This is a genomic window from Streptomyces sp. NPDC029466, assembly GCF_055574515.1.
The window spans coordinates 1-20,285 of the sequence record NZ_JBVHZH010000069.1 but is presented as its reverse complement, the minus strand read 5'-3'; the positions used below and the strand labels follow the sequence as shown (position 1 = coordinate 20,285).

Here is a 20,285-nt window from a genome sequence, read left to right as displayed (position 1 = left end):
TGCGGCGGTTCTCCCGTACGGCGGTCAGGCCCCGATGCCGTGCCGTACGGCCCACAGGGCGGCCTGGGTGCGGTCTGCGAGGTCGAGCTTCATGAGGATGTTGGAGACATGGGTCTTGACGGTCTTCTCGGACAGCACCAGCGCGCGGGCGATTTCACGGTTGGAGCGGCCGTCCGCGATCAGGCCGAGGACCTCGCGCTCCCGGTCGGTGAGTGAGGTACCGCGCCCCTGGCCGCCGTTGTTCTCCTCCTGGGCGAGCAGCGCGCCGGCCACCTCCGGCTGGAGCAGGACATGGCCCGCGTGCACGGAGCGGATGGCGCCGGCCAGCGCGTCCGGATCGATGTCCTTGTAGACGTAGCCGGCCGCGCCCGCGCGCAGGGCCGGGATGACGGTGCGCTGTTCGGTGAAGCTGGTCACGACCAGCACCCGGGCGGGGTTGTCGAGTTCACGCAGCTTGCGGAGCGCCTCGATACCGTCCATGCCGGGCATCTTGATGTCCATCAGGACCACGTCGGGGCGCAGTTCCTCGGCGGCGGCGATGCCCTCGGCCCCGTCGGAGGCCTCCCCCACCACCTCGATGTCCTCCTGGACCTCCAGGAACGTCCGCAGCCCGCGGCGCACGACCTGGTGATCGTCGACGAGCAGGACGCGGATGGCCCGTCCCTCGCCTGCCGCCCGGCGGCCCGGCCGCTCCCTGCCGTCGTCCCGGGGAAGCCCCATCGCACCGTCCTTGTCTCTCTCAGCCACCGGGCACCTCCATCTCGACAGCGGTGCCCCTGCCGGGCTCCGACTCCACGGTGAGCTTTCCTCCGACGCCGCCGGCGCGGTCGCGCATCGAGACCAGGCCGAGATGACGGCCGGCCCGGCGGACCGCGCGGGGGTCGAAACCACAGCCGTCGTCGGCGATCCGCAGCAGTGCGCCCTGGCCGTCGCGGAGCAGGCTCACCTCGACGGTCTTGGCGCCGGAGTGCCGCAGCGCGTTGTGCAGCGCCTCCTGGGCGACGCGGAGAACGGCCTCCTCCTGGGCGGCGGGCAGGGCCCGGAGGCCGTGGGCCTCGAAGGTGACCCGTGCGGAGTGGGCCCGGTCCAGGACCTGGGCCTGTGAGCGCAGGGTGGCGACCAGGCCGTCCTCGTCCAGGGCGGCGGGCCGCAGTTCGATGACGGCGGCCCGCAGTTCGTCGGCGGCCTCCGCGGCCAGCGCGGCGACCTGGTGCAGCTCGTCCTTGGCGCGGGCCGGGTCCCGGTCGACCAGGGCGGTGGCGGCCTGGGCGGTGAGGCGGAGCGAGAAGAGCTTCTGGGCGACGGCGTCGTGCAGCTCGTGGGCGAGCCGGGCGCGCTCCCCGGCGATGGTGAGCTCACGGCTGCGCTCGTAGAGGCGGGCGTTGGTCAGGGCGATGGCGGCGTGCTGGGCGAGTATCCCGAGCAGCCGCTCGTCTTCTTCGGTGAAGCCGCAGCCGCCGGCCGGCTTGGGGCAGCGCTTGTTGGCCAGGAAGAGGGCGCCGAGGATCTCGTCACCGTCGGCGACCGGCAGACCGAGGAAGTCGGACATATCGGGGTGGGCCGCCGGCCAGCCGCCGAAGCGCGGGTCCGCCCGGACGTCGGCGAGCCGCTCGGGGGTGGCCTGGTGCAGCATCGCGGCGAGGATGCCGTGCTGGCGGGGCAGCGGGCCGATGGCCTTCCACTGCTCGGCACTGACGCCGTCCACCACGAACTGGGCGAAGCCGCCGTGATCGTCGGGCACTCCCAGGGCGGCGTACTCGGCGTCCAGCAGCTCGCGGGCCGAGGCCACGATCGTCTTGAGGACGTCGCGCACCTCCAGATGCCTGCTCATCGCCAGGATCGCGGTGCTCACCGCGGGGATCCCGGCTCCCGCTCCGTTGGTCATGGGCTCACCGTACCGGCGGGGCGACCAGCCCGTATCGGTCCGATGACGGCTGCCGCCTACACCCCCCGGCCTAGGCCGAATGCCCTGGCCACGGCCGGTCCGGCGGCCGACGTCCGGGGCGCGCTGCCGTTCCTACCGTGAGGGAGAGGGCCGGGCTCCCGGTCCGGGCCGAAAGGGGATGTGATCATGCCGGTGGCGATCATCACGGGGGCATCGAAGGGGCTGGGCCGGGCGCTCGCCGCGGCGCTGGCCGGGCGGGGCTGGGATCTGGTGGTGGACGCCAGGTCGGCGGGGCCGCTGGAGGAGGCGGCGCGGGAGCTGCGCGCAGCGGGACGGGGAGCGGGGCGAGGGGCGGCGGCCCGGCTGGTGGCGCTGTCCGGGGACGTGGCGGACGCCGGGCACCGGGCGGCGCTGGTGGCCGCGGCCGGTGAGCTGGGTGGGCTCGATCTGCTGGTGAACAACGCGAGCGTGCTGGGGGCCGAGCCGCTGGTGCGGCTGGCGGACCATCCGCTGGAGGGGCTGCGGGCGGCGCTGGAGGTGAATGTGGTGGCGCCACTGGGACTCATCCAGGAGGCTATGCCCCTTTTGCGCATGTCCTCCTATTCGTCGTCGTATGAGGAAGTCGCACCTGGCGGAAATAGCGCCCTTTCGGGAGACAGTGACAGTAATGGCGGGGCATACGATTCGCACCCCAATATCAGGAATGCCCGAAATGCCGTTTCGTCCGATTCGCCCCCTTATATAGGGACAGGTGGGGCGATTCTCAACATCAGCTCGGACGCCGCCGTCGAGGCCTATCCGACCTGGGGCGGATACGGGGCCGCCAAGGCGGCACTGGACCAGCAGTCGGCGGTGCTCGCGGTGGAGGAACCGGGGCTGCGGGTGTGGTGGGTGGACCCGGGCGATATGCGCACCGACCTCTACGCGGCCGCCGCTCCGGAGGACGATGCCTCGGGGCGCCCGCTGCCCGCGACGGTGGTCCCGGGGCTGCTGCGGCTGCTGGACGGCAGTGCCCCCAGCGGGCGGTATACGGCGGCGGCCACACCCGGCGGGGTGAGCCCCCGGTGATCGCGGATCTGCTGCGGGTCCCGGACGAGCTGTCGGCCCGGGTCCCGGCCGAGCAGCGGGGGCCGGGCCTGGGCCGGGACGCCGTACGGCTGCTGGTGAGCCGGGGCGCGGCCGAGGCCGGCCACCACGCCTTCGGGGAGCTGCCGGAGCTGCTGGCGGCCGGGGACGTCCTGGTGGTGAACACCTCACGGACGCTGCCGGCGGCGGTGGACGGCCGGGTCGGGGACGGCCGGGGGCGCGGTGAGCCGGTGGTGGTGCACTTCTCGACCCGCGGGGACCGGTGGCACCCGGCAGGCCGGGCGGCGGCCGGGCGCTGGGCGGTGGAGCTGCGCAGCCCGGACGGGCACGGCAGCACCCGACCGCGGGCGGGCGGCCCGGCGGGCACCGTGGTGCGGCTGCCCGGCGGGGCGCGGCTGGCCCTGGAGACTCCGGTGGACCCCGGGGGCGTACGGCTGTGGTGGGCGCGGGTGACGGGCGCGCGGGTGCCGGAGCTGATGCGGCGCCACGGGCGGCCGATCCGCTACGGCTACACGGACCGGGACCAGCCGCTGACCGCGTACCAAACGGTGTTCGCGGTGGATGCGCCCGGCGGCGGCAGCGCGGAGATGCCGAGCGCGGCCCGGCCCTTCACCGCGGAGCTGGTGGCGCGGCTGGTGAGCAAGGGGGTGCAGTTCGCGCCGGTCGCGCTGCACACGGGGGTGGCGTCGGCGGAGGCGTTCGAGCCGCCGTACCCGGAGCGGTTCGTGGTGCCGCCGGTGACGGCGTGGCTGGTGAACGCCGCACGGGCACGGCGCGGGGCGGCGGCGCGGCGGGGCCGGGCGGCGGGCGGCACCCCGGCCGGGCGGATCGTGGCGGTGGGGACCACGGCCGTACGGGCCCTGGAGTCGGCGGCCGGGGCGGACGGGCGGGTACGGCCCGCGGCCGGCTGGACGGATCTGGTGGTGACGCCGGAGCGCGGAGTGCGGGCGGTGGACGGCCTGCTCACCGGGCTGCACGAACCCACCGCGTCCCATCTGCTGATGCTGGAGGCGGTGGCGTCGGTGACGGCGGGGACGGCGGGGACGGCGGGGACGGCGGGGACGGCGGGGACGGCGGGGACGGCGGGCGGGGAGATGCTGCGGGATGCCTACGCGGCGGCGGTGCGGGGGCGCTATCTGTGGCACGAGTTCGGGGATCTGCATCTGGTGCTGCCGGACTGAGCTCCGGGGGCGATCGCGCCGCGCCACCCAGCCGCGCCACCCCATGCGGCGACCCACGGCTGCCGGGCCCGTCCCGGCGGCGCGGCGCGGCGGCGCAGCCCCGTCGACGGGCGCGCGCTCGTGGTGATTCCGGCGCGCTTTCCCCTCACCGGAATGCGAAGTGTCCGATTTGACCAGAAAGTCCCTCGATGGAGTCGCGGGCGAGTTCTGGCATATACAGCCTGTGCGTTTGCAATTACATCTGGCGAGACAAACCCCTTGGCGCTGTGACGCCGCGCATAGGACGCAGGTCACTTACGAGCGGGGGTAGTGGAACCGTAAATAGGGCTTGAGCTGGGCCGCTGCCATCCGGGACGGAATATTCCGCACCGTGGTTCCACTAAGTCGGATCGTACGTCACACCTTTGCCGGGGCAATTTCCTGCCGCTAAGAATGGCTTTCGTCGCTCGGCGCCGTGGTCGGAAACTCGGCGTTCGCCCCGCTCAAGGCCCGTGCGACCTCCCCCCATTCGGAAGGTCTGTCCCGCCATGCCTAAGCACCTCATTTCTGGTCTCCCCCGCCTGTCCCGGACCCACAAGCTCTCCGTCGCCGGTGTCGCCACCGCCGGCGCCGCCGCACTGGTCTTCAGCATCGTTCCGGGCGCCGACGCCGACCAGGGCACGAGCCAGGCCACCGCCGTCGAGAACGTGAAGCCGGTCGCCTTCAGCGCGGTAGCCACCGCCGGCAAGGCCCAGCAGGCCACGATTTCCCAGCAGGCCGACAACTCCGCCGCCAAGGGCAAGGCCGAGGCCGCCGCCAAGAAGGTCGCCGCCGAGAAGGCCGCCAAGGCCAAGGCCGCCGCCGCGGCGAAGGCGAAGGCCGCGAAGGCGCGTGCGGCGAAGGCCGCCGCGAACCGGTCCGAGGTGCGCACCGCGATCCCCGCGGCCGCCCCGAAGCCGGCCGCCAAGCCCGCCGCCAAGGTCTACCCGGACAACCTGGACGGCTGGATCCGCGAGTCGCTGGACATCATGGCCAAGAAGGGCATCCCCGGTTCCTACGAGGGCATCCACCGCAACATCATGCGGGAGTCCAGCGGTAACCCGATGGCCATCAACAACTGGGACATCAACGCCATCAACGGCACCCCGTCCAAGGGCCTGCTCCAGGTGATCCAGCCGACCTTCAACGCGTACCACGTCGAGGGCACCTCCTGGAACCTGTACGACCCGGTCGCCAACATCACCGCCGCCTGCAACTACGCGGCCGACCGCTACGGCTCGATGGACAACGTCAACTCGGCGTACTGAGCCGGCGCTTGACGCGGTCCGCGCACACCGCCGAGGGGCGGCACCCATTCCGGGTGCCGCCCCTCGGGCGTTGCCGTGCGGTGCGCGGCGTTACTTGCGCATGACCTCCGGCTCGTGGCGGCGCAGCAGCCGCGCGACGACGAAGGCAAGGGCGACGCCCAGCGTGATCAGGATGATCATGTCCATCACATAGACGCCGGTCTGGTGCTTCCACAGCGGGTCCGGGTTGCCCGGCTCCCACGGCAGCAGCGTGTTCATATCGGCGGTCGCGCCCATCGCGCCGACGGCCCAGCGCGACGGCATCAGCCAGGCGAACTGCGCGACGCCCACCGTGTCGAAGAGCTGGAAGAGCACGCCGGTGAAGACGACCTGGACGATGGCGAACATGACCAGCAGCGGCATGGTCTTCTCGGCGGTCTTGACCAGCGCGGAGATGATCAGGCCGAACATCATCGAGGTGAAGCCCAGCGCGATGATCGCCAGCGCCATCTCGATCGCCGGGGCCTTCGCCACCAGGAGCCCCTCCTCCGGCATGTTCCGGGTCGAGAAACCGATCGCCGCGATGATCACGCCCTGGATGGCCGTGACCACGCCGAGCACGATCACCTTCGACATCAGATACGCCGACCGCGACAGGCCGGTGGCCCGTTCGCGCTCGTAGATGACGCGCTCCTTGATGAGCTCACGGACCGAGTTGGCGGCGCCCGAGAAGCACATGCCGACCGCGAGGATCAGCATGATCGTGCTCGCGTCACGGTTGGTGCGGTGTCTGTTCAGCGGACCGTAGCCGAGGCCGTAGTCGCTGGGGATCAGCATCGAGACCACACCGAGCACGGCGGGCAGGATCAGCATCAGCCCGAGGAAACCGCGGTCGGAGGCGAGCACCGAGACATAGCGGCGCATCAGCGTCCACAGCTGCGAGCCCCAGCTCTGGGACTTCTGTATCCGGGCCGGCGGCACCTGGACATTGACCGACTGCGGGGCGACGGCGTCGATGTCGGCGGCGTACATCTGGTAGTGCGGGGAGCCGCGCCAGCGCCCCATCCAGTCGTAGTCGCGGTAGTTCTCGAACGCCGAGAAGACATCCGCCCAGGTGTCGTACTGGAAGAAGTTGAGCGCCTCGTCCGGCGGGCCGAAGTAGGCCACGCCGCCGCCCGGGGCCATCACCAGCAGCTTGTCGCACAGCCCGAGTTCGGCCACCGAGTGCGTGACGACCAGGACCGTACGGCCGTCGTCGGCGAGGCCGCGCAGCAGCTGCATGACATCGCGGTCCATGCCCGGGTCGAGTCCGGAGGTCGGCTCGTCCAGGAAGATCAGCGACGGCTTGGTGAGCAGCTCCAGGGCCACCGACACCCGCTTGCGCTGACCGCCGGAGAGCGAGGTGACCCGCTTGTCCTTGTGGATGTCGAGCTTGAGCTCGCGCAGCACCTCGTCGATCCGGGCCTCGCGCTCGGACTCCGCGGTGTCGCCGGGGAAGCGGAGCTTGGCGGCGTAGCGCAGCGCCTTTTGGACCGTCAGCTCCTTGTGCAGGATGTCGTCCTGCGGGACCAGGCCGATGCGCTGGCGCAGTTCGGCGAACTGCTTGTAGAGGTTCCGGTTGTCGTAGAGGACATCGCCCTGGTTGGCGGGCCGGTAACCGGTCAGCGCCTTGAGGAGGGTCGACTTGCCGGAGCCCGAGGGGCCGATGACCGCGATCAGCGACTTCTCCGGGACGCCGAAGGAGACGTCCTTGAGGATCTGCTTGCCGCCGTCGACGGTGACCGTCAGATGGCGGGCCGAGAAGGAGACCTCGCCGGTGTCGACGAACTCCTCCAGGCGGTCGCCGACCAGCCGGAAGGTGGAGTGACCGACGCCGATGATGTCGTTCGGGCCGACCGGCGCCTTGCCGGACTTGGGGACCGGCTGGCCGTTGACGTACGTGCCGTTGTGGCTGCCGAGGTCATGGATCTCGAAGCGGCCGTCGGGGGTGGCGCGGAACTCGGCGTGGTGGCGGGAGACCTGGAGGTCGGAGACGACCAGCTCGTTCTCCAGCGCACGGCCGATGCGCATCACCCGGCCCATGTCGAGGCGGTGGAAGGTGGTCGGGCTGCGGTCGCCGTGGACCGGGCCGCCGCCCGCCTTCTGCGCCGGGCGCTCCTGCGGCGGGCGGGCCTGCTGTGGGGGCACGGCCTGCTGCGCCTGCTGAGGCTGCTGCGCCTGCTGGGGCGGAATATAGGGCGGCTGCTGGGCCTGCGGCGGCGCCTGCCAGCCCTGCTGGGCGGGCGGCTGGTGTGCGGGCTGCCGGTCCGGCGGCTGCTGGTGTGCGGGCGGTGCCTGCCGGCCCTGCGCGGCCTGCTGCTGCGGCGCGCTCGCGGCCGGCGCGCTGAAGGCGCCGGCGGCCGGGGCCGACAGGGTCACCCGGGGGCCGTCGGTGGCATTGCCCAGATGCACGGTCGAGCCGGGGCCGATCTCCATCTGGTGGATCCGCTGGCCCTGGGCGTAGGTGCCGTTGGTGCTGCCCTGGTCTTCGATGATCCAGCTGCGGCCGGCCCATCTCACGGTGGCGTGCCGCCAGGAGACCCTGGCGTCGTCGAGCACCATGTCGCCCTGCGGATCACGGCCCACGTTGTAGGACCGGGACGGGTCGAGCGTCCAGGTCCTTCCGTTCAATTCGAGTACGAGTTCAGGCACTCCATGCCCCATTACATAGTCCCCCGAGTGACGCCCTGTATGGGAAGTCTAGGGATGGCGAACATCGTGAGGAACTATTTCAGGCTCGGCCTGCCGACCGGAAACCGGGACGGGACGGGGGTGCAAGGAGTTCGCGCCGGTGCGCCAAACGCTCCCGGAGCACGGGAAGAACCCATGGATGGGCAGAGATCATCGGATACCGGGTGTTACGGACGGAGCGGGTGCGGCGGGGGGCGACAGCGGCCGCCGAGCACGCCATGCACGTCCGCCCCGGAGGCCGCATGATGGGATGAAGCGGACGAATGCCCGGGGGGGCGCCGCGGCCCGCCGCGGTCGCGCTCCCCCGGTCTGCCGAACGCTTCGGCCCGGCAAGGTCGTTGGCACGCCGAGCGGATGCCCTGGCCAACGGCCCGGGGCGGGCCGGACACGACTCCATAACGATCGACGGCGGCGGCCGGGGCCGGGAGTCACGGGGCGCGGGCGCGAGAAACGGGGACGCGCCGGTCCGAACCCCGGACACCCGTACGGAAACGCCCGCCCGGCGGCTACCGTAAGGGCACCATGAGCGCATCGCAGACCCCGCCTGCCACCGCCGTACCGGGCGATGACGTACCGACCCTTCTCGTGAAGATCTTCGGGAAGGACCGGCCCGGCATCACCGCAGGCCTCTTCGACACCCTGGCTGCCTACTCCGTCGACGTCGTGGACATCGAACAGGTGGTGACCCGGGGACGCATCACGCTGTGCGCGCTGGTCACCGCCCCCTCCCCCGCGCAGGGCGGCTCCGGCTCCGCCGAGGGTGACCTGCGGGCCACCGTGCACAGCTGGGCCGAGTCCCTGAACCTCCAGGCGGAGATCATCTCCGGCCGGGGTGACAACCGTCCGCGCGGCACCGGACGTTCGCATGTCACCGTGCTGGGACATCCGCTCACGGCCGAGTCGGCCGCCGCGATCGCCGCCGCCATAACGTCCACCGGCGGCAACATCGACCGTATCTTCCGGCTGGCCAAGTATCCGGTGACGGCCGTCGAGTTCGCGGTCTCCGGTGCGGCGACCGAGGCGCTGCGCACGGTGCTGGCGCCCGAGGCCGCGCAGCTCGGGGTGGATGTCGCCGTGGTGTCGGCCGGACTCCAGCGCCGGGCACAGCGGCTGGTCGTCATGGACGTCGACTCGACGCTCATCCAGGACGAGGTCATCGAGCTGTTCGCGGCGCACGCCGGCTGTGAGGCCGAGGTCGCCGAGGTCACCGCCGCCGCGATGCGCGGTGAGCTGGACTTCGAGCAGTCGCTGCACGCCCGGGTCAAGCTGCTCGGCGGGCTCGACGCGTCCGTGGTCGACGCGGTGCGCAAGGAGGTGCGGCTCACCCCCGGGGCCCGCACCCTGGTCCGGACCCTCAAGCGGCTCGGTTATCAAGTCGGCGTCGTCTCGGGCGGTTTCACCCAGGTCACCGATGCGCTCAAGGAGGAGCTGGGGCTGGACTTCGCCTCCGCCAACACCCTGGAGATCGTCGACGGCAAGCTCACCGGACGGGTCACCGGTGCCGTCGTGGACCGGGCCGGCAAGGCGCGGCTGCTGCGGGACTTCGCGCAGCAGGCCGGGGTGCCGCTCGCGCAGACCGTGGCGATCGGCGACGGCGCCAATGACCTCGACATGCTCAACGCGGCCGGGCTCGGGGTCGCCTTCAATGCCAAGCCGGTGGTGCGGGAGGCGGCGCACACCGCGGTGAACGTGCCGTTCCTGGACACCGTGCTGTATCTGCTGGGCATCACCCGCGACGAGGTCGAGGCGGCGGACACCCACGTCGGGTGACCGCGCGGCCGCTGCCCGCGGCGGCACGACCACGTCCGGCACCGCACGGCGGGAAGCCGTCCTTGCGCATCCGAGGGCCCCGGCAGAAACCTCTCTGCCGGGGCCCTCATCCGTCTCCGCTCTCCGCACGCACCGGGCCCGCGGAGCTGCCGGGATCAGGCGTGCGGCGTCCAGTACGCGACCAGCCGTCCGACGCCGTGCTCGACGGACTTCCAGGAGCCGTTGAAGGTCAGCACGGCCACCGAGGCGGTGGGGAAGCCGCTGCGGTTCATCCGCGGCAGCAGATCGCCCTCCGCCTCGCCCGAAAGGGCGTCCGCGAGGGCGTGCACACCGGGGTTGTGCCCGACCAGCATCAGGTCGTTCACCTCGTCGGAGGTCTCGTTCAGCAGCGCGATGAGCTCGCCGAGAGAGGCTTCGTAGATCCGCTCCTCATAGACGGTCTTGGGGCGCTGCGGGAGTTCATGGACGGCGAGCTTCCATGTCTCGCGGGTCCGCACTGACGTCGAGCACAGGGTCAGATCAGGGGTGATCCCGGCTCCGGCCAGCCAGCGGCCGGCGACCGGGGCATCCGTGCGGCCGCGGCCGGCGAGCGGACGCTCATGGTCGCTGCTGTCCGACCATTCGGCCTTGGCATGTCGGAGGAGGACAATCCGGCGGGGTGTATCGGCGCTCATGCGTCCCAGCTTCGCATGAAAGGCGGCGCGCGGCGCGGGGTGTTGAAGCGCTCGTTCCGCCGGGTGGGACGCGGGCGCGGCTGATCATTACGCAGCGCCGCGCGTGATCACCATGCGGCACCGTGCAGCAGCTGGGCCAGGATTCGCAGCAGCGGAGCCAGGCCCTGCCGGGCGCTCGCGGCGCTCGCCTCGGGGGAGCCGACGACGAGCGCCAGCAGGGCTATGAAGGAGACCACCGGCAGGGCCAGCGCCCACCACGGCAGCCGCGTCCGCAGGCGGGGCGCGCCGGGCGCGGGTGACCGGCGGAACACGGCGGACATGAGGATCGCCTCCGGGGTGCGTCGACGGGCGGCGCGACCGCGGGCCGCGGCGCGCCCACCGCTTTCCGCGGTGTACTTCGACGCTACGGATCACCGGCGGCCGTTCCTACCCGGGAAGCCACCCACTTGCCCCTGATGCCCGCCCCCTAGGGGATGGTGGGGCCTTCCCCACCCCGGGCCCGCGGGATCCGGGCCCTGGCCGGGCCTCGTTCCAGCCCCGGTCCGGGGCCGGGGCAGGCAAGCACTAGGGCGCGACGATGCTCGCGATGATCGCGACGACGACGGTCACGCCGAGCATGGCGCCCAGGACGAGGAGCAGCTTCTTCTGTCCGCCCTGCGGATTCGGTTCGAGCACTGGCATGGCCCCAGTGTCGCACTCACCCCTCGTCCTCGATCCGCCGGTCCCGGCCTGCCAGCACACCCACCGCGATCTGCGGCACCATGAGCCCGGCCATCAGGGCGATCGGCAGCCCCCAGCCGCCGCTGTGCTGGTAGAGCGTGCCGACCAGCAGCGGTCCGGGGATGGAGATCAGATAGCCGACGCTCTGGGCGAAGGCCGAGAGCTTGACGACACCGGCGGAGCTGGTCGAGCGCATCCCGATCATCGTCAGGGCCAGCGGGAAGGCGCAGTTGGAGATGCCCATCAGCAGCGCCCAGGCCCAGGCGCCGGCGGCCGGTGCCAGCCACAGCCCGGCGTAGCCGGCCAGGCCGCAGAGGCCGAGCAGGACCGCGAGCGGCCCCTGGTGCCGCATCCGGGTCGCGAGCCGGGGCAGGACGAAGGAGAGCGGCACGCCCATCGCCATGGTGACGGCGAGCAGCACCCCCGCGGTACCGGCCGAGACCCCGGCGTCACGGAAGATCTGCGGCATCCAGCCCATGGTGATGTACGCGGCGGTGGCCTGGAGACCGAAGAAGACGGCCAGCGCCCAGGCGGTCGGCGACGCGGTGATCCGCACCGGGGTTTCCGCGGGCCGGGCCGCGGCGGAACCGGCCGGTCCGGTGGTGGTCCGGCGCTGCCGCACCACCACGAGCCAGGGCAGCACGGCGACCGCGGCGAGCGCCGCCCACACCGCCAGGCCGGTCCGCCAACTGCCGCCCAGCGCACCGGTCATGGGGACGGTGAGCGCCGCGGCGAGCGAGGTGCCCAGGGCCAGCGCCATGGAGTAGAGCCCGGTCATCGGGCCGACCCGGCCCGGGAACCAGCTCTTGATGACGACCGGCATCAGGACATTGCTGACCGCGATACCGGCCAGCGCGAGCCCGCTGGCGGCGAGGAAGCCGCCGGTGCCGCCCACGTACGGACGCAAGGCGACGCCCACGGTGATCGCGACCATGCCGGTGCAGACGACAGCGCCCGGACCCCAGCGCCTGGCCAGCCGGGGCGCGGCGATACCGAAGGCGGCGAAGCACAGGGCGGGGACGGAGGTCAGCAGCCCGGCGACGGTGCCGCTCATGCCGAGGCCGTCCCGGACCTCCTCCAGGAGGGCGCCGAGGCTGGTGATGGCCGGGCGGAGGTTGAGCGCGGCGAGGACGAGACCGGCGATCACCAGGCGCGGCAGCCAGCGGCCGGCCGGCCCGGCCGTGGGGGACGCTTCGGGGCCCGGCTGCGGGCGCTCCGGGCCGTCGGCCGGCTGGTCGGTGGAGGTCGTACGGGGCCCGGCGGTGGGGCCGAGGGTCGCGAGGTCGTCGTCTGCCATAGGCCCATCATAGAATCATGGGATGAATCCCTGTCCAACCGATGCCGATAACCTCGGCTGTCCCGGGCGGCGCCGGGAGCCGACAGGATCCGGCGGGCGCCGCACCACCGCCGTCCGTCCACCCCTTCTCCCCGGAGCGCAGCCATGCCTCTGACCTCGCCCCGCCGGTCCGCGCTGGCGGACCAGGTGATCGCGCAGCTGCGCGCCCAGATCACGTCCGGCGAGTGGCCGATGGGATCCCGTATCCCGACCGAACCGGAACTCGTCGAGCAGCTCGGGGTGGCCCGCAACACCGTCCGTGAGGCCGTCCGGGCGCTGGCCCACAACGGGCTGCTGGACATCCGCCAGGGTTCGGGCACCTATGTGGTCGCCACCAGTGAGCTGGCCGGCGTGATGAACCGCCGGTTCGCGGCGGCCGAGCCCGGTCACGTCGCCGAGCTGCGCAGCGCCCTGGAGGCATCGGCCGCCCGGCTCGCCGCGGAGCGCCGTACCGCGCAGGACCTGCGGCAGATCGACGCCCTGCTGGAGCGGCGCGAGCGGGCCTGGGAATCCGGTGCGGCGGAGGCCTTCGTGGAGGCGGACGCGAATCTGCACATGGCGATCGTGTCGGCCTCCCACAACGAGGTGCTGGCCGAGATCTACGCCGACCTCGGGGGCGTACTGCGGGACTTCCTGCGGGCCGACGTGGGCGAGGAACTGCGGCCCGAGGCGCATATGGACCATGCCCGGCTGGTGGAGGCGATCCGCGCGGGCGACGCCGACCGTGCCGCCGCCGAGGCGAGCGCGCACCCCTTCGGCTGCCGGCTGACCGTACCGGGGCCCTGACCGTACCGGGGCCCTGAGGAGGGTCGAACAGTTCCCGTAGGGGATGCCGGCGCCCCCTGCGGGGCCACAACGGGACGGGCCGGGGCGGTATTCCCGCGGCGGGCGGCCTGGGAGCGGTATTCCCGTGATGGCCATGGCTCATTGCCGTGGCTGATTCCCGCGGCGGATTCCCGTGGCACTCATGCGTACTGCCCGCCCCGGCACACCGGGACGGGCAGTACGGAGGTAGTGCGGGGCGTCAGGCGCCCATCATGTGCACACCGCCGTCGACGTGCACGATCTCGCCCGTCGTGCGCGGGAAGAAGTCGGACAGCATGCCGACCACGCCGCGGCCGGCCGGCTCCGGGTCGGCCAGGTCCCAGCCGATCGGGGCACGGTGGTTCCACACGTCCGCCAGCTCCTCGAAGCCGGGGATGGACTTGGCGGCCATCGACTTGATCGGGCCGGCCGAGACCAGGTTGCAGCGGATGTTCTTGGGGCCCAGGTCACGCGCCAGGTAGCGGTTGGTGCTCTCCAGCGCCGCCTTGGCCACGCCCATCCAGTCGTACTTCGGCCAGGCGATCTGCGCGTCGAAGGTGAGGCCGACGACCGCGCCGCCGTGCTCCATGAGCGGCAGGCAGGCCATCGTCAGCGACTTGTAGGAGTACGCCGAGACCTGGACCGCGGTGCCCACGTCGGACCACTCGGCCTCCAGGAAGTTGAAGGCGCCCTGCGGACCGAAGGCGATGGAGTGCACGATGCCGTCAAGGCGGGCGCCCTCACCCTGGTGCTCGCGGATCTTGTCGGCCAGGCCGTCCAGGTGCTCCTGGTTGGTGACGTCCAGCTCGATGACCGGGGCGGGCTTGGGCAGCCGCTTGGCGATCCGCTCCACGAGGGAGAGCCGGCCGAAGCCGGTGAGGATGACCTCGGCGCCCTCGTTCTGGGCGACCTTGGCCGCCTGGAACGCGATCGACGACTCGGTCAGGACACCCGTGACGAGGATGCGCTTGCCTGCGAGGATTCCACTCATGCTGATCAGTGACCCATGCCCAATCCGCCGTCGACGGGAATGACGGCTCCGGTGATGTACGCGGCCTCGTCGGAGGCCAGGAAGCGGACCGAGGCGGCGATCTCCTCGGGCTGCGCGTACCGCGCGAGCGGTACCTGCTTGACGATGCCCTCCCGCTGCTCATCGGTGAGCACCCGGGTCATGTCGGTGTCGACGAAGCCGGGGGCGACGACGTTGACGGTGATGTTGCGGCTGCCCAGCTCCCGGGCGAGCGAGCGGGCGAAGCCCACCAGGCCGGCCTTGGAGGCGGCGTAGTTCGCCTGGCCCGGCGCGCCCATCAGGCCCACCACGGACGAGATCAGCACGACCCGGCCCTTGCGGGCCCGCAGCATCGCGCGGTTGGCGCGCTTGACCACCCGGAACGTGCCGGTGAGGTTGGTCTCCAGGACCGAGGTGAAGTCCTCCTCGGACATCCGCATCAGCAGCTGGTCACGGGTGACGCCGGCGTTGGCCACCAGCACCTCGACCGGACCCTGCTTCTCCTCGATCTCCTTGTACGCCTGCTCGACCTGCTCGTTGTCCGTGATGTCGCACTTCACGGCCAAAAATCCCGCGGGGGGCTCGCCCGAGCGGTAGGTGATGGCGACCTTGTCGCCTGCCTCGGCGAAGGCACGGGCAATGGCGAGGCCGATGCCGCGGTTACCTCCGGTGACCAGAACCGAGCGGCTCAAGAGATCACCCTTTCCGTTTCCTGTCCGTCCAGCGTTTCGATACGAAACTATCGGTCACGGGGCACTTCCGGGGAATCGAGCACGGACAGGCGCGTGCGCCGGTCCCTGTCGGGTCTCCACAGAACCACGGCGGAATCCCGCACCGCACCACGGCGGAATCCGGCACCGCGACGGCCCCCGCGGGCCGTGTCGCGCCGGCCCCGGCACCCGTGCCACCCCGGCCGGCGGCACGGCGCCACCGGCCGGTGCGCTCTGGGCCGCGGGCCCGCCACAGGGCATGATGCAGGCGCCGACCACGGGAGGAATCCTTGCCTGCACCCCATGCCGTTGACGAGACATTCCTGGCGCTGCCGCGGCACGCGCTGGCCGATGCCGCGCTGGCCCGCGCCCGCGCGCTGGGCGCCGACCACGCGGACTTCCGCCTGGAGCGGATCCGCAGCGCGTCCTGGCGGCTGCGGGACGCCCGTACGTCCGGGACCTCGGACACCACCGACCTGGGGTACGCGGTGCGGGTGGTGCACGGCGGGGCCTGGGGGTTCGCGTCCGGGGTGGATCTGACGATGGACGCGGCCGCGCGGGTGGCCGCGCAGGCGGTGGCGATGGCGAAGCTGTCCGCGAAGGTGATCCGGGCCGCGGAATCGGGAGGGGCAGCGCAAAGCGCTTCTGCCGAAGGGGGGCGGTGGGCGACGGGTGGGCGGGTCGAGCTGGCGGCGGAGCCCGCGCACCCGGACCGCACCTGGGTCTCCTCGTACGAGATCAACCCCTTCGATATCCCGGACACCGACAAGACCGAACTGCTGGCGGAGTGGAGCGCGCGGCTGCTGGCCGCCGAGGGCGTGGCCCATGCGGACGCCGCGCTGCTGACCGTCCAGGAGAACAAGTTCTACGCGGACACCGCGGGCACCAGCACCACCCAGCAGCGGGTACGGCTGCATCCGCAGCTCACCGCGGTCGCGGTGGACCCGGCGAGCGGCGACTTCGACTCGATGCGCACGCTGGCCCCGCCGGTGGGGCGCGGCTGGGAGTATCTGACCGGCGGCCACTACGACTGGGACGGTGAGCTGGCCCGTATCCCGGAGCACCTCGCCGAGAAGATGCACGCACCGACCGTCGAGGCCGGCGCGTACGACCTGGTGGTGGATCCGTCCAACCTCTGGCTGACGATCCATGAGTCGATCGGCCACGCCACCGAGCTGGACCGGGCGCTGGGCTACGAGGCGGCGTACGCGGGGACCTCGTTCGCCACCTTCGACCAGCTCGGGAAGCTGGCGTACGGCTCCGCGCTGATGAATGTGACGGGTGACCGGACCGCCGAGCACGGGCTCGCCACGATCGGCTACGACGACGAGGGGGTGGCCGCCCAGTCCTGGGACCTGATCAAGGACGGAACCCTGGTCGGCTACCAACTCGACCGCAGAATCGCCGAGTTGACAGGATTCTCCCGCTCCAACGGCTGCGCGTACGCGGACTCCCCCGGTCATGTGCCGGTCCAGCGGATGGCGAATGTCTCGCTCCAGCCGGCGGCGGACGGACCGTCCACGGAGGAGCTGATCTCCGGGGTGGACCGCGGCATCTATGTCGTCGGTGACCGCTCGTGGTCCATCGACATGCAGCGGTACAACTTCCAGTTCACCCAGCAGAGGGCCTATGCGATCCGGAACGGCCGTCTGTGCGGGCAGCTGCGGGACGTCGCCTATCAGGCGACCACCACCGACTTCTGGGGCTCGATGACGGCGGTCGGCGGCCCGCAGACCTATGTCCTGGGCGGCGCCTTCAACTGCGGCAAGGCCCAGCCGGGCCAGGTCGCCGCCGTCTCGCACGGCTGCCCGTCAGCGCTCTTCGAGGGCGTGAACATCTTGAACACGACGCAGGAGGCCGGTCGATGAGCCGCCACCACGGAACCGGCCGGGGGTCCGGGGGTCGTCCCCCGGGCAGGCACAGTCTGAACACGACGCAGGAGGCCGGTCGATGAGCACGCGCAGGTCGCGTACGAAGATGCCGCACGAGATCGTCGAGCGGGCGCTGGAGCTTTCCCGGGCCGACGGCTGTGTGGTCATCGCCGATGAGGACTCCAGTGCCAATCTGCGGTGGGCGGGTAATGCGCTCACGACCAATGGCGTCACCCGGGGGCGCACCCTGACGGTGGTGGCGACCGTGGACGGCGGGCAGGGCACCGCTTCCGGTGTCGTCTCGCGCTCGGCGGTGACCGCGGACGACCTGGAGCCGCTGGTCCGGGCCGCCGAGGCGGCCGCCCGGGAGGCCGGGCCCGCCGAGGACGCGCAGCCGCTGGTCGGTGGCGAGAAGGCGTCCGCCGACTTCACCGAGGCGCCCGCCGAGACCTCCTCGGAGGTGTTCGCGGCGTTCGCGCCGGCGCTCGGCGAGTCCTTCCGGCAGGCCCGCTCCGGCGGCCGGGAGCTGTACGGCTTCGCCCACCACGAGGTCGTCTCGTCGTATCTGGGCACCTCGACCGGGCTGCGGCTGCGGCACGACCAGCCCACCGGGACGCTGGAGCTGAACGCCAAGTCACCGGACCGCAGCCGCTCGGCCTGGACCGGCCGGGCGACCCGCGACTTCACCGATGTCGACCCGCGGGAGCTGGACGGCGAGCTGAGCCGGCGGCTGGGCTGGGCCGGGCGGCGCATCGAGCTGCCGGCCGGCCGGTACGAGACGCTGCTGCCGCCGACCGCCGTCGCCGACCTGCTGGTCTACCAGATGTGGTCGTCGGGGGCCCGGGACGCCGCCGAGGGCCGCACGGTCTTCTCCCGGCCGGCCGGCGGCGACGGGGAGGCGCGGCCGGGGGCGGGTACCCGGCTGGGCGAGCGGCTCAGTGAGCTGCCGCTGACGCTGCGCAGCGACCCGGGGGCGCCGGGTCTGGAGTGCGCGCCGTTCGTCCTGGCGCACTCCTCCGGCGACGATGCCTCGGTCTTCGACAACGGGCTGCCGCTGACGGCCACCGACTGGATCCGCGAGGGGGTGCTCCACCGGCTGCCGACCACCCGGCACAGTGCGGGGCTGACCGGCCTGCCGGTGGCGCCGGGCATCGACAACCTCCTTCTGGAGGGCGGTGGTTCGCGCTCGCTGGACGAGATGGTGGCGGCCGCCGGCCATGACGGTCCCGCGCTGCTGCTGACCTGCCTGTGGTACATCCGCGAGGTGGACCCGGCGACGCTGCTGCTGACCGGGCTGACCCGGGACGGGGTCTATCTGGTCGAGAACGGCGAGGTGGTCGGCGAGGTCAACAACTTCCGGTTCAACGAGTCGCCGGTGGATCTGCTGTCCCGGGCGGTGGAGGCGGGCCGTACGGAGCGGACCCTGCCGCGCGAGTGGGGGGACTACTTCACCCGGGCGGCGATGCCGGCACTGCGGATCCCGGACTTCAACATGAGTTCGGTCAGCCGCGGGGTGTGAGGCAGGTGTGCGCCCGGCCCGTGACGGCGGGCCGGGCGGGCGGACGGCGCGGGAGTGTCGTACGGGGCGAATAGACTGTCCGCTTGTCCTCCCCTCGGGGAACCACGATCGATCAGGAACGCCATGACACGCCTCGGCGAATCCGTCGCCCGCGCCAGCACTCTGCTCTCCGCCGACCTCTCCTCGGACGCCACGGTCCAGGAGCTGCTCAAGGAGACGGGCGCCCGGCGCTATCTGGATCTGACGGACCTGCCCGCCAAGGAGCAGGCCGAGCTGATCGCGGCCCGTACGGTCGAGGTCCTGCCGGGCGTGGAGAAGCTGGCCGAGCGGATCGAGGAGCGCCGGGCGGCCGGCAAGGGTCTGCACATCAAGCTGGGCATCGACCCGACGGCGACCGATGTGCACCTCGGGCATGCGGTCCCGCTGATCATCCTGAGCCGGTTCCAGCGGCTGGGCCATGACGTCACGCTGATCATCGGTGACTTCACCGCCAAGATCGGCGACCCGTCGGGCCGTACGGCCGAGCGCCCGCCGCTGACCGACGCGGACATCGCGCAGAACCTCGCCACCTACCGCGAACAGGTCCGTCCCTTCTTCGACTTCGAGAAGGTCAGCTTCCGGCAGAACAGCGAGTGGCTGGCGCCGTACACCTTCCCGGAGCTGCTCGCGCTGCTGGCGCAGGTGCCGGCCTCGCAGCTGCTCCAGCGTGAGGACTTCCGCAACCGGCTGGCGGCCGGTTCCGGTCTGACCATGACAGAGCTGCTGTACCCCATCGCGCAGGGCCTGGACTCGGTGGCGCTGGAGTGCGATGTGGAGCTGGGCGGCTCCGACCAGCTGCTGAACCTGCAGATGGGCCGCAAGCTGATGGAGCTGCGCGGTCAGCGGCCGCAGCTGGTGGTGACCATGCCGCTGATCGAGGGCACGGACGGCACCGGCGCCAAGATGTCCAAGTCCAAGGGCAATTACGTCGGGCTGAGCGCGCCCGCCGACGATGTCTTCGGCAAGATCATGTCGGTGCCGGACCGGCTGATGGAGCCGTACCTGAAGGCGTGGACGGAGTGGACCGACGAGGAGATCGCGCTGGTCCTGGGCCGGGTCGCGGACCGCTCGATGCACCCGATGGACCTGAAGAAGGTGCTCGCGGGTGAGGTCGTGACCGCGCTGTACGGGCTGGACGCGGCGATGGCGGCGCGGGCCGGTTTCGTGGCGCAGTTCTCCAAGAAGTCGTTCTCCGATGTGGAGTCGCTGCCGTCCGTGGATGTCGCAGCGCACGGCGCGGAGACGGTGGCGGCGGTGCTGACGACGGTGCTGGAGTTCACCCCGAGCGCCTCGGCGGCGCGCCGGCTGGCCAAGCAGAACGCGCTGCGGCTGGTCGTGGAGGGCGAGGGCGGCCAGCAGGCCGTGGTGCTGGCGGAGGCTGACGCGGCCCGGCCGCTGGGCGAGGTGCTGGCCGAGAAGCTGGCGGACTCCCCCGGCGTCGCGTACCTGAAGGCCGGCCGGAAGCTGGCCCAGCTCGAAGGGCGCTGAGACGGCAGACGTACGGGCGGCCGGCGCGCGAAGTGCGCGCCGGCCGCCCGTGGCGTGAGCGGGCCGGTCGGTGCCGTTCGGATCAGCCTTGATCCCCGGCCGCCCTAGGGAGTGTCTTCAAATGATCTCGGGTGGTGGATCATGGTCGGGTGATACGTCGCCATGAACTGTCCGATGCTGAGTGGGAGTTCGTCCGGC

General features: G+C 72.0%; 17 protein-coding genes. 8 read left to right on the top strand and 9 right to left on the bottom strand.

Going from position 1 to position 20,285, the window contains the following annotated elements; all coding sequences use genetic code 11:
* Nucleotides 1-24: 24 nt before the first annotated feature.
* Both ACZ4XD_RS34595 and ACZ4XD_RS34590 read right to left on the bottom strand, forming a co-directional pair.
* Nucleotides 25-747, bottom strand: a complete 723-nt coding sequence (locus ACZ4XD_RS34595) for a response regulator (RefSeq protein ID WP_468048949.1) — start codon at nt 745-747, stop codon at nt 25-27.
* A complete protein-coding gene (locus ACZ4XD_RS34590) occupies nt 740-1,885 on the bottom strand; it encodes a GAF domain-containing sensor histidine kinase (protein WP_468048947.1) in 1,146 nt (381 codons plus the stop codon). The genes ACZ4XD_RS34595 and ACZ4XD_RS34590 overlap by 8 nt, the downstream gene beginning before the upstream one ends.
* Nucleotides 1,886-2,071: 186 nt before the next feature.
* Here ACZ4XD_RS34590 and ACZ4XD_RS34585 point away from each other — a divergent pair, with 186 nt between their 5' ends.
* The 3 genes from ACZ4XD_RS34585 to ACZ4XD_RS34575 all read left to right on the top strand — a co-directional run bounded on the left by ACZ4XD_RS34585 (nt 2,072) and on the right by ACZ4XD_RS34575 (nt 5,438).
* Nucleotides 2,072-2,953, top strand: coding sequence for an SDR family NAD(P)-dependent oxidoreductase (locus ACZ4XD_RS34585; RefSeq protein ID WP_468048943.1), 882 nt, complete (start codon nt 2,072-2,074; stop codon nt 2,951-2,953).
* Nucleotides 2,950-4,152: an S-adenosylmethionine:tRNA ribosyltransferase-isomerase gene (locus tag ACZ4XD_RS34580; RefSeq protein WP_468048940.1), complete on the top strand. Its 1,203-nt coding sequence runs from the start codon at nt 2,950-2,952 to the stop codon at nt 4,150-4,152. The genes ACZ4XD_RS34585 and ACZ4XD_RS34580 overlap by 4 nt, the downstream gene beginning before the upstream one ends.
* A gap of 527 nt (nt 4,153-4,679) precedes the next feature.
* Complete coding sequence (locus ACZ4XD_RS34575; protein WP_468048938.1) at nt 4,680-5,438, top strand: transglycosylase SLT domain-containing protein; 759 nt, start codon at nt 4,680-4,682, stop codon at nt 5,436-5,438.
* Nucleotides 5,439-5,528: 90 nt separating this feature from the next.
* On the opposite strand, the gene ACZ4XD_RS34570 is transcribed toward ACZ4XD_RS34575, so the two are convergent.
* Nucleotides 5,529-8,120, bottom strand: a complete 2,592-nt coding sequence (locus ACZ4XD_RS34570; protein ID WP_468048936.1) for an ABC transporter ATP-binding protein/permease — start codon at nt 8,118-8,120, stop codon at nt 5,529-5,531.
* A 549-nt stretch (nt 8,121-8,669) separates the two neighbouring features.
* On the opposite strand from ACZ4XD_RS34570, the gene serB reads away from it, so the two are divergent.
* Nucleotides 8,670-9,917 carry a phosphoserine phosphatase SerB gene (serB, locus tag ACZ4XD_RS34565; RefSeq protein WP_468048934.1) on the top strand — a complete coding sequence of 416 codons (1,248 nt, stop codon included), beginning with the start codon at nt 8,670-8,672 and terminating at the stop codon, nt 9,915-9,917.
* 155 nt (nt 9,918-10,072) lie between these two features.
* Here the strand turns inward: serB and ACZ4XD_RS34560 are convergent, their stop codons facing one another.
* The 4 genes from ACZ4XD_RS34560 to ACZ4XD_RS34545 all read right to left on the bottom strand — a co-directional run bounded on the left by ACZ4XD_RS34560 (nt 10,073) and on the right by ACZ4XD_RS34545 (nt 12,608).
* Nucleotides 10,073-10,591 (bottom strand): SixA phosphatase family protein, encoded by a 519-nt coding sequence (locus ACZ4XD_RS34560; protein WP_468048932.1) that lies wholly within the window; start codon nt 10,589-10,591, stop codon nt 10,073-10,075.
* Between the two features lie 107 nt (nt 10,592-10,698).
* Nucleotides 10,699-10,911, bottom strand: a complete 213-nt coding sequence (locus ACZ4XD_RS34555) for a hypothetical protein (protein ID WP_388195075.1) — start codon at nt 10,909-10,911, stop codon at nt 10,699-10,701.
* 244 nt (nt 10,912-11,155) lie between these two features.
* Nucleotides 11,156-11,272, bottom strand: a complete 117-nt coding sequence (locus ACZ4XD_RS34550) for an SGM_5486 family transporter-associated protein (RefSeq protein WP_468048927.1) — start codon at nt 11,270-11,272, stop codon at nt 11,156-11,158.
* A 16-nt stretch (nt 11,273-11,288) separates the two neighbouring features.
* Entirely contained in the window at nt 11,289-12,608 is a 1,320-nt protein-coding gene (locus ACZ4XD_RS34545) for a CynX/NimT family MFS transporter (protein ID WP_468048924.1), read from the bottom strand.
* 144 nt (nt 12,609-12,752) lie between these two features.
* On the opposite strand from ACZ4XD_RS34545, the gene ACZ4XD_RS34540 reads away from it, so the two are divergent.
* The gene (locus ACZ4XD_RS34540) at nt 12,753-13,433 is read left to right on the top strand and encodes a FadR/GntR family transcriptional regulator (protein ID WP_467114088.1); all 681 of its coding nucleotides are present in this window, start codon (nt 12,753-12,755) and stop codon (nt 13,431-13,433) included.
* A 238-nt stretch (nt 13,434-13,671) separates the two neighbouring features.
* Here ACZ4XD_RS34540 and fabI read toward each other — a convergent pair whose 3' ends face one another.
* Together fabI and fabG are read right to left on the bottom strand one after the other, a co-directional pair.
* Nucleotides 13,672-14,442, bottom strand: coding sequence for an enoyl-ACP reductase FabI (gene fabI, locus ACZ4XD_RS34535; RefSeq protein WP_006606409.1), 771 nt, complete (start codon nt 14,440-14,442; stop codon nt 13,672-13,674).
* 5 nt (nt 14,443-14,447) lie between these two features.
* Nucleotides 14,448-15,152 carry a 3-oxoacyl-[acyl-carrier-protein] reductase gene (gene fabG / locus ACZ4XD_RS34530; protein ID WP_042161552.1) on the bottom strand — a complete coding sequence of 235 codons (705 nt, stop codon included), beginning with the start codon at nt 15,150-15,152 and terminating at the stop codon, nt 14,448-14,450.
* Nucleotides 15,153-15,460: 308 nt separating this feature from the next.
* On the opposite strand from fabG, the gene ACZ4XD_RS34525 reads away from it, so the two are divergent.
* The 3 genes from ACZ4XD_RS34525 to tyrS all read left to right on the top strand — a co-directional run bounded on the left by ACZ4XD_RS34525 (nt 15,461) and on the right by tyrS (nt 20,087).
* On the top strand, nt 15,461-17,038 hold the full coding sequence (locus ACZ4XD_RS34525) for a TldD/PmbA family protein (RefSeq protein WP_468048917.1): 1,578 nt from the start codon (nt 15,461-15,463) through the stop codon (nt 17,036-17,038).
* Between the two features lie 82 nt (nt 17,039-17,120).
* The gene (locus ACZ4XD_RS34520; protein WP_468048915.1) at nt 17,121-18,560 is read left to right on the top strand and encodes a metallopeptidase TldD-related protein; all 1,440 of its coding nucleotides are present in this window, start codon (nt 17,121-17,123) and stop codon (nt 18,558-18,560) included.
* 123 nt (nt 18,561-18,683) lie between these two features.
* Nucleotides 18,684-20,087, top strand: coding sequence for a tyrosine--tRNA ligase (gene tyrS / locus ACZ4XD_RS34515; RefSeq protein ID WP_468048913.1), 1,404 nt, complete (start codon nt 18,684-18,686; stop codon nt 20,085-20,087).
* The last annotated feature ends 198 nt before the right edge of the window (nt 20,088-20,285 follow it).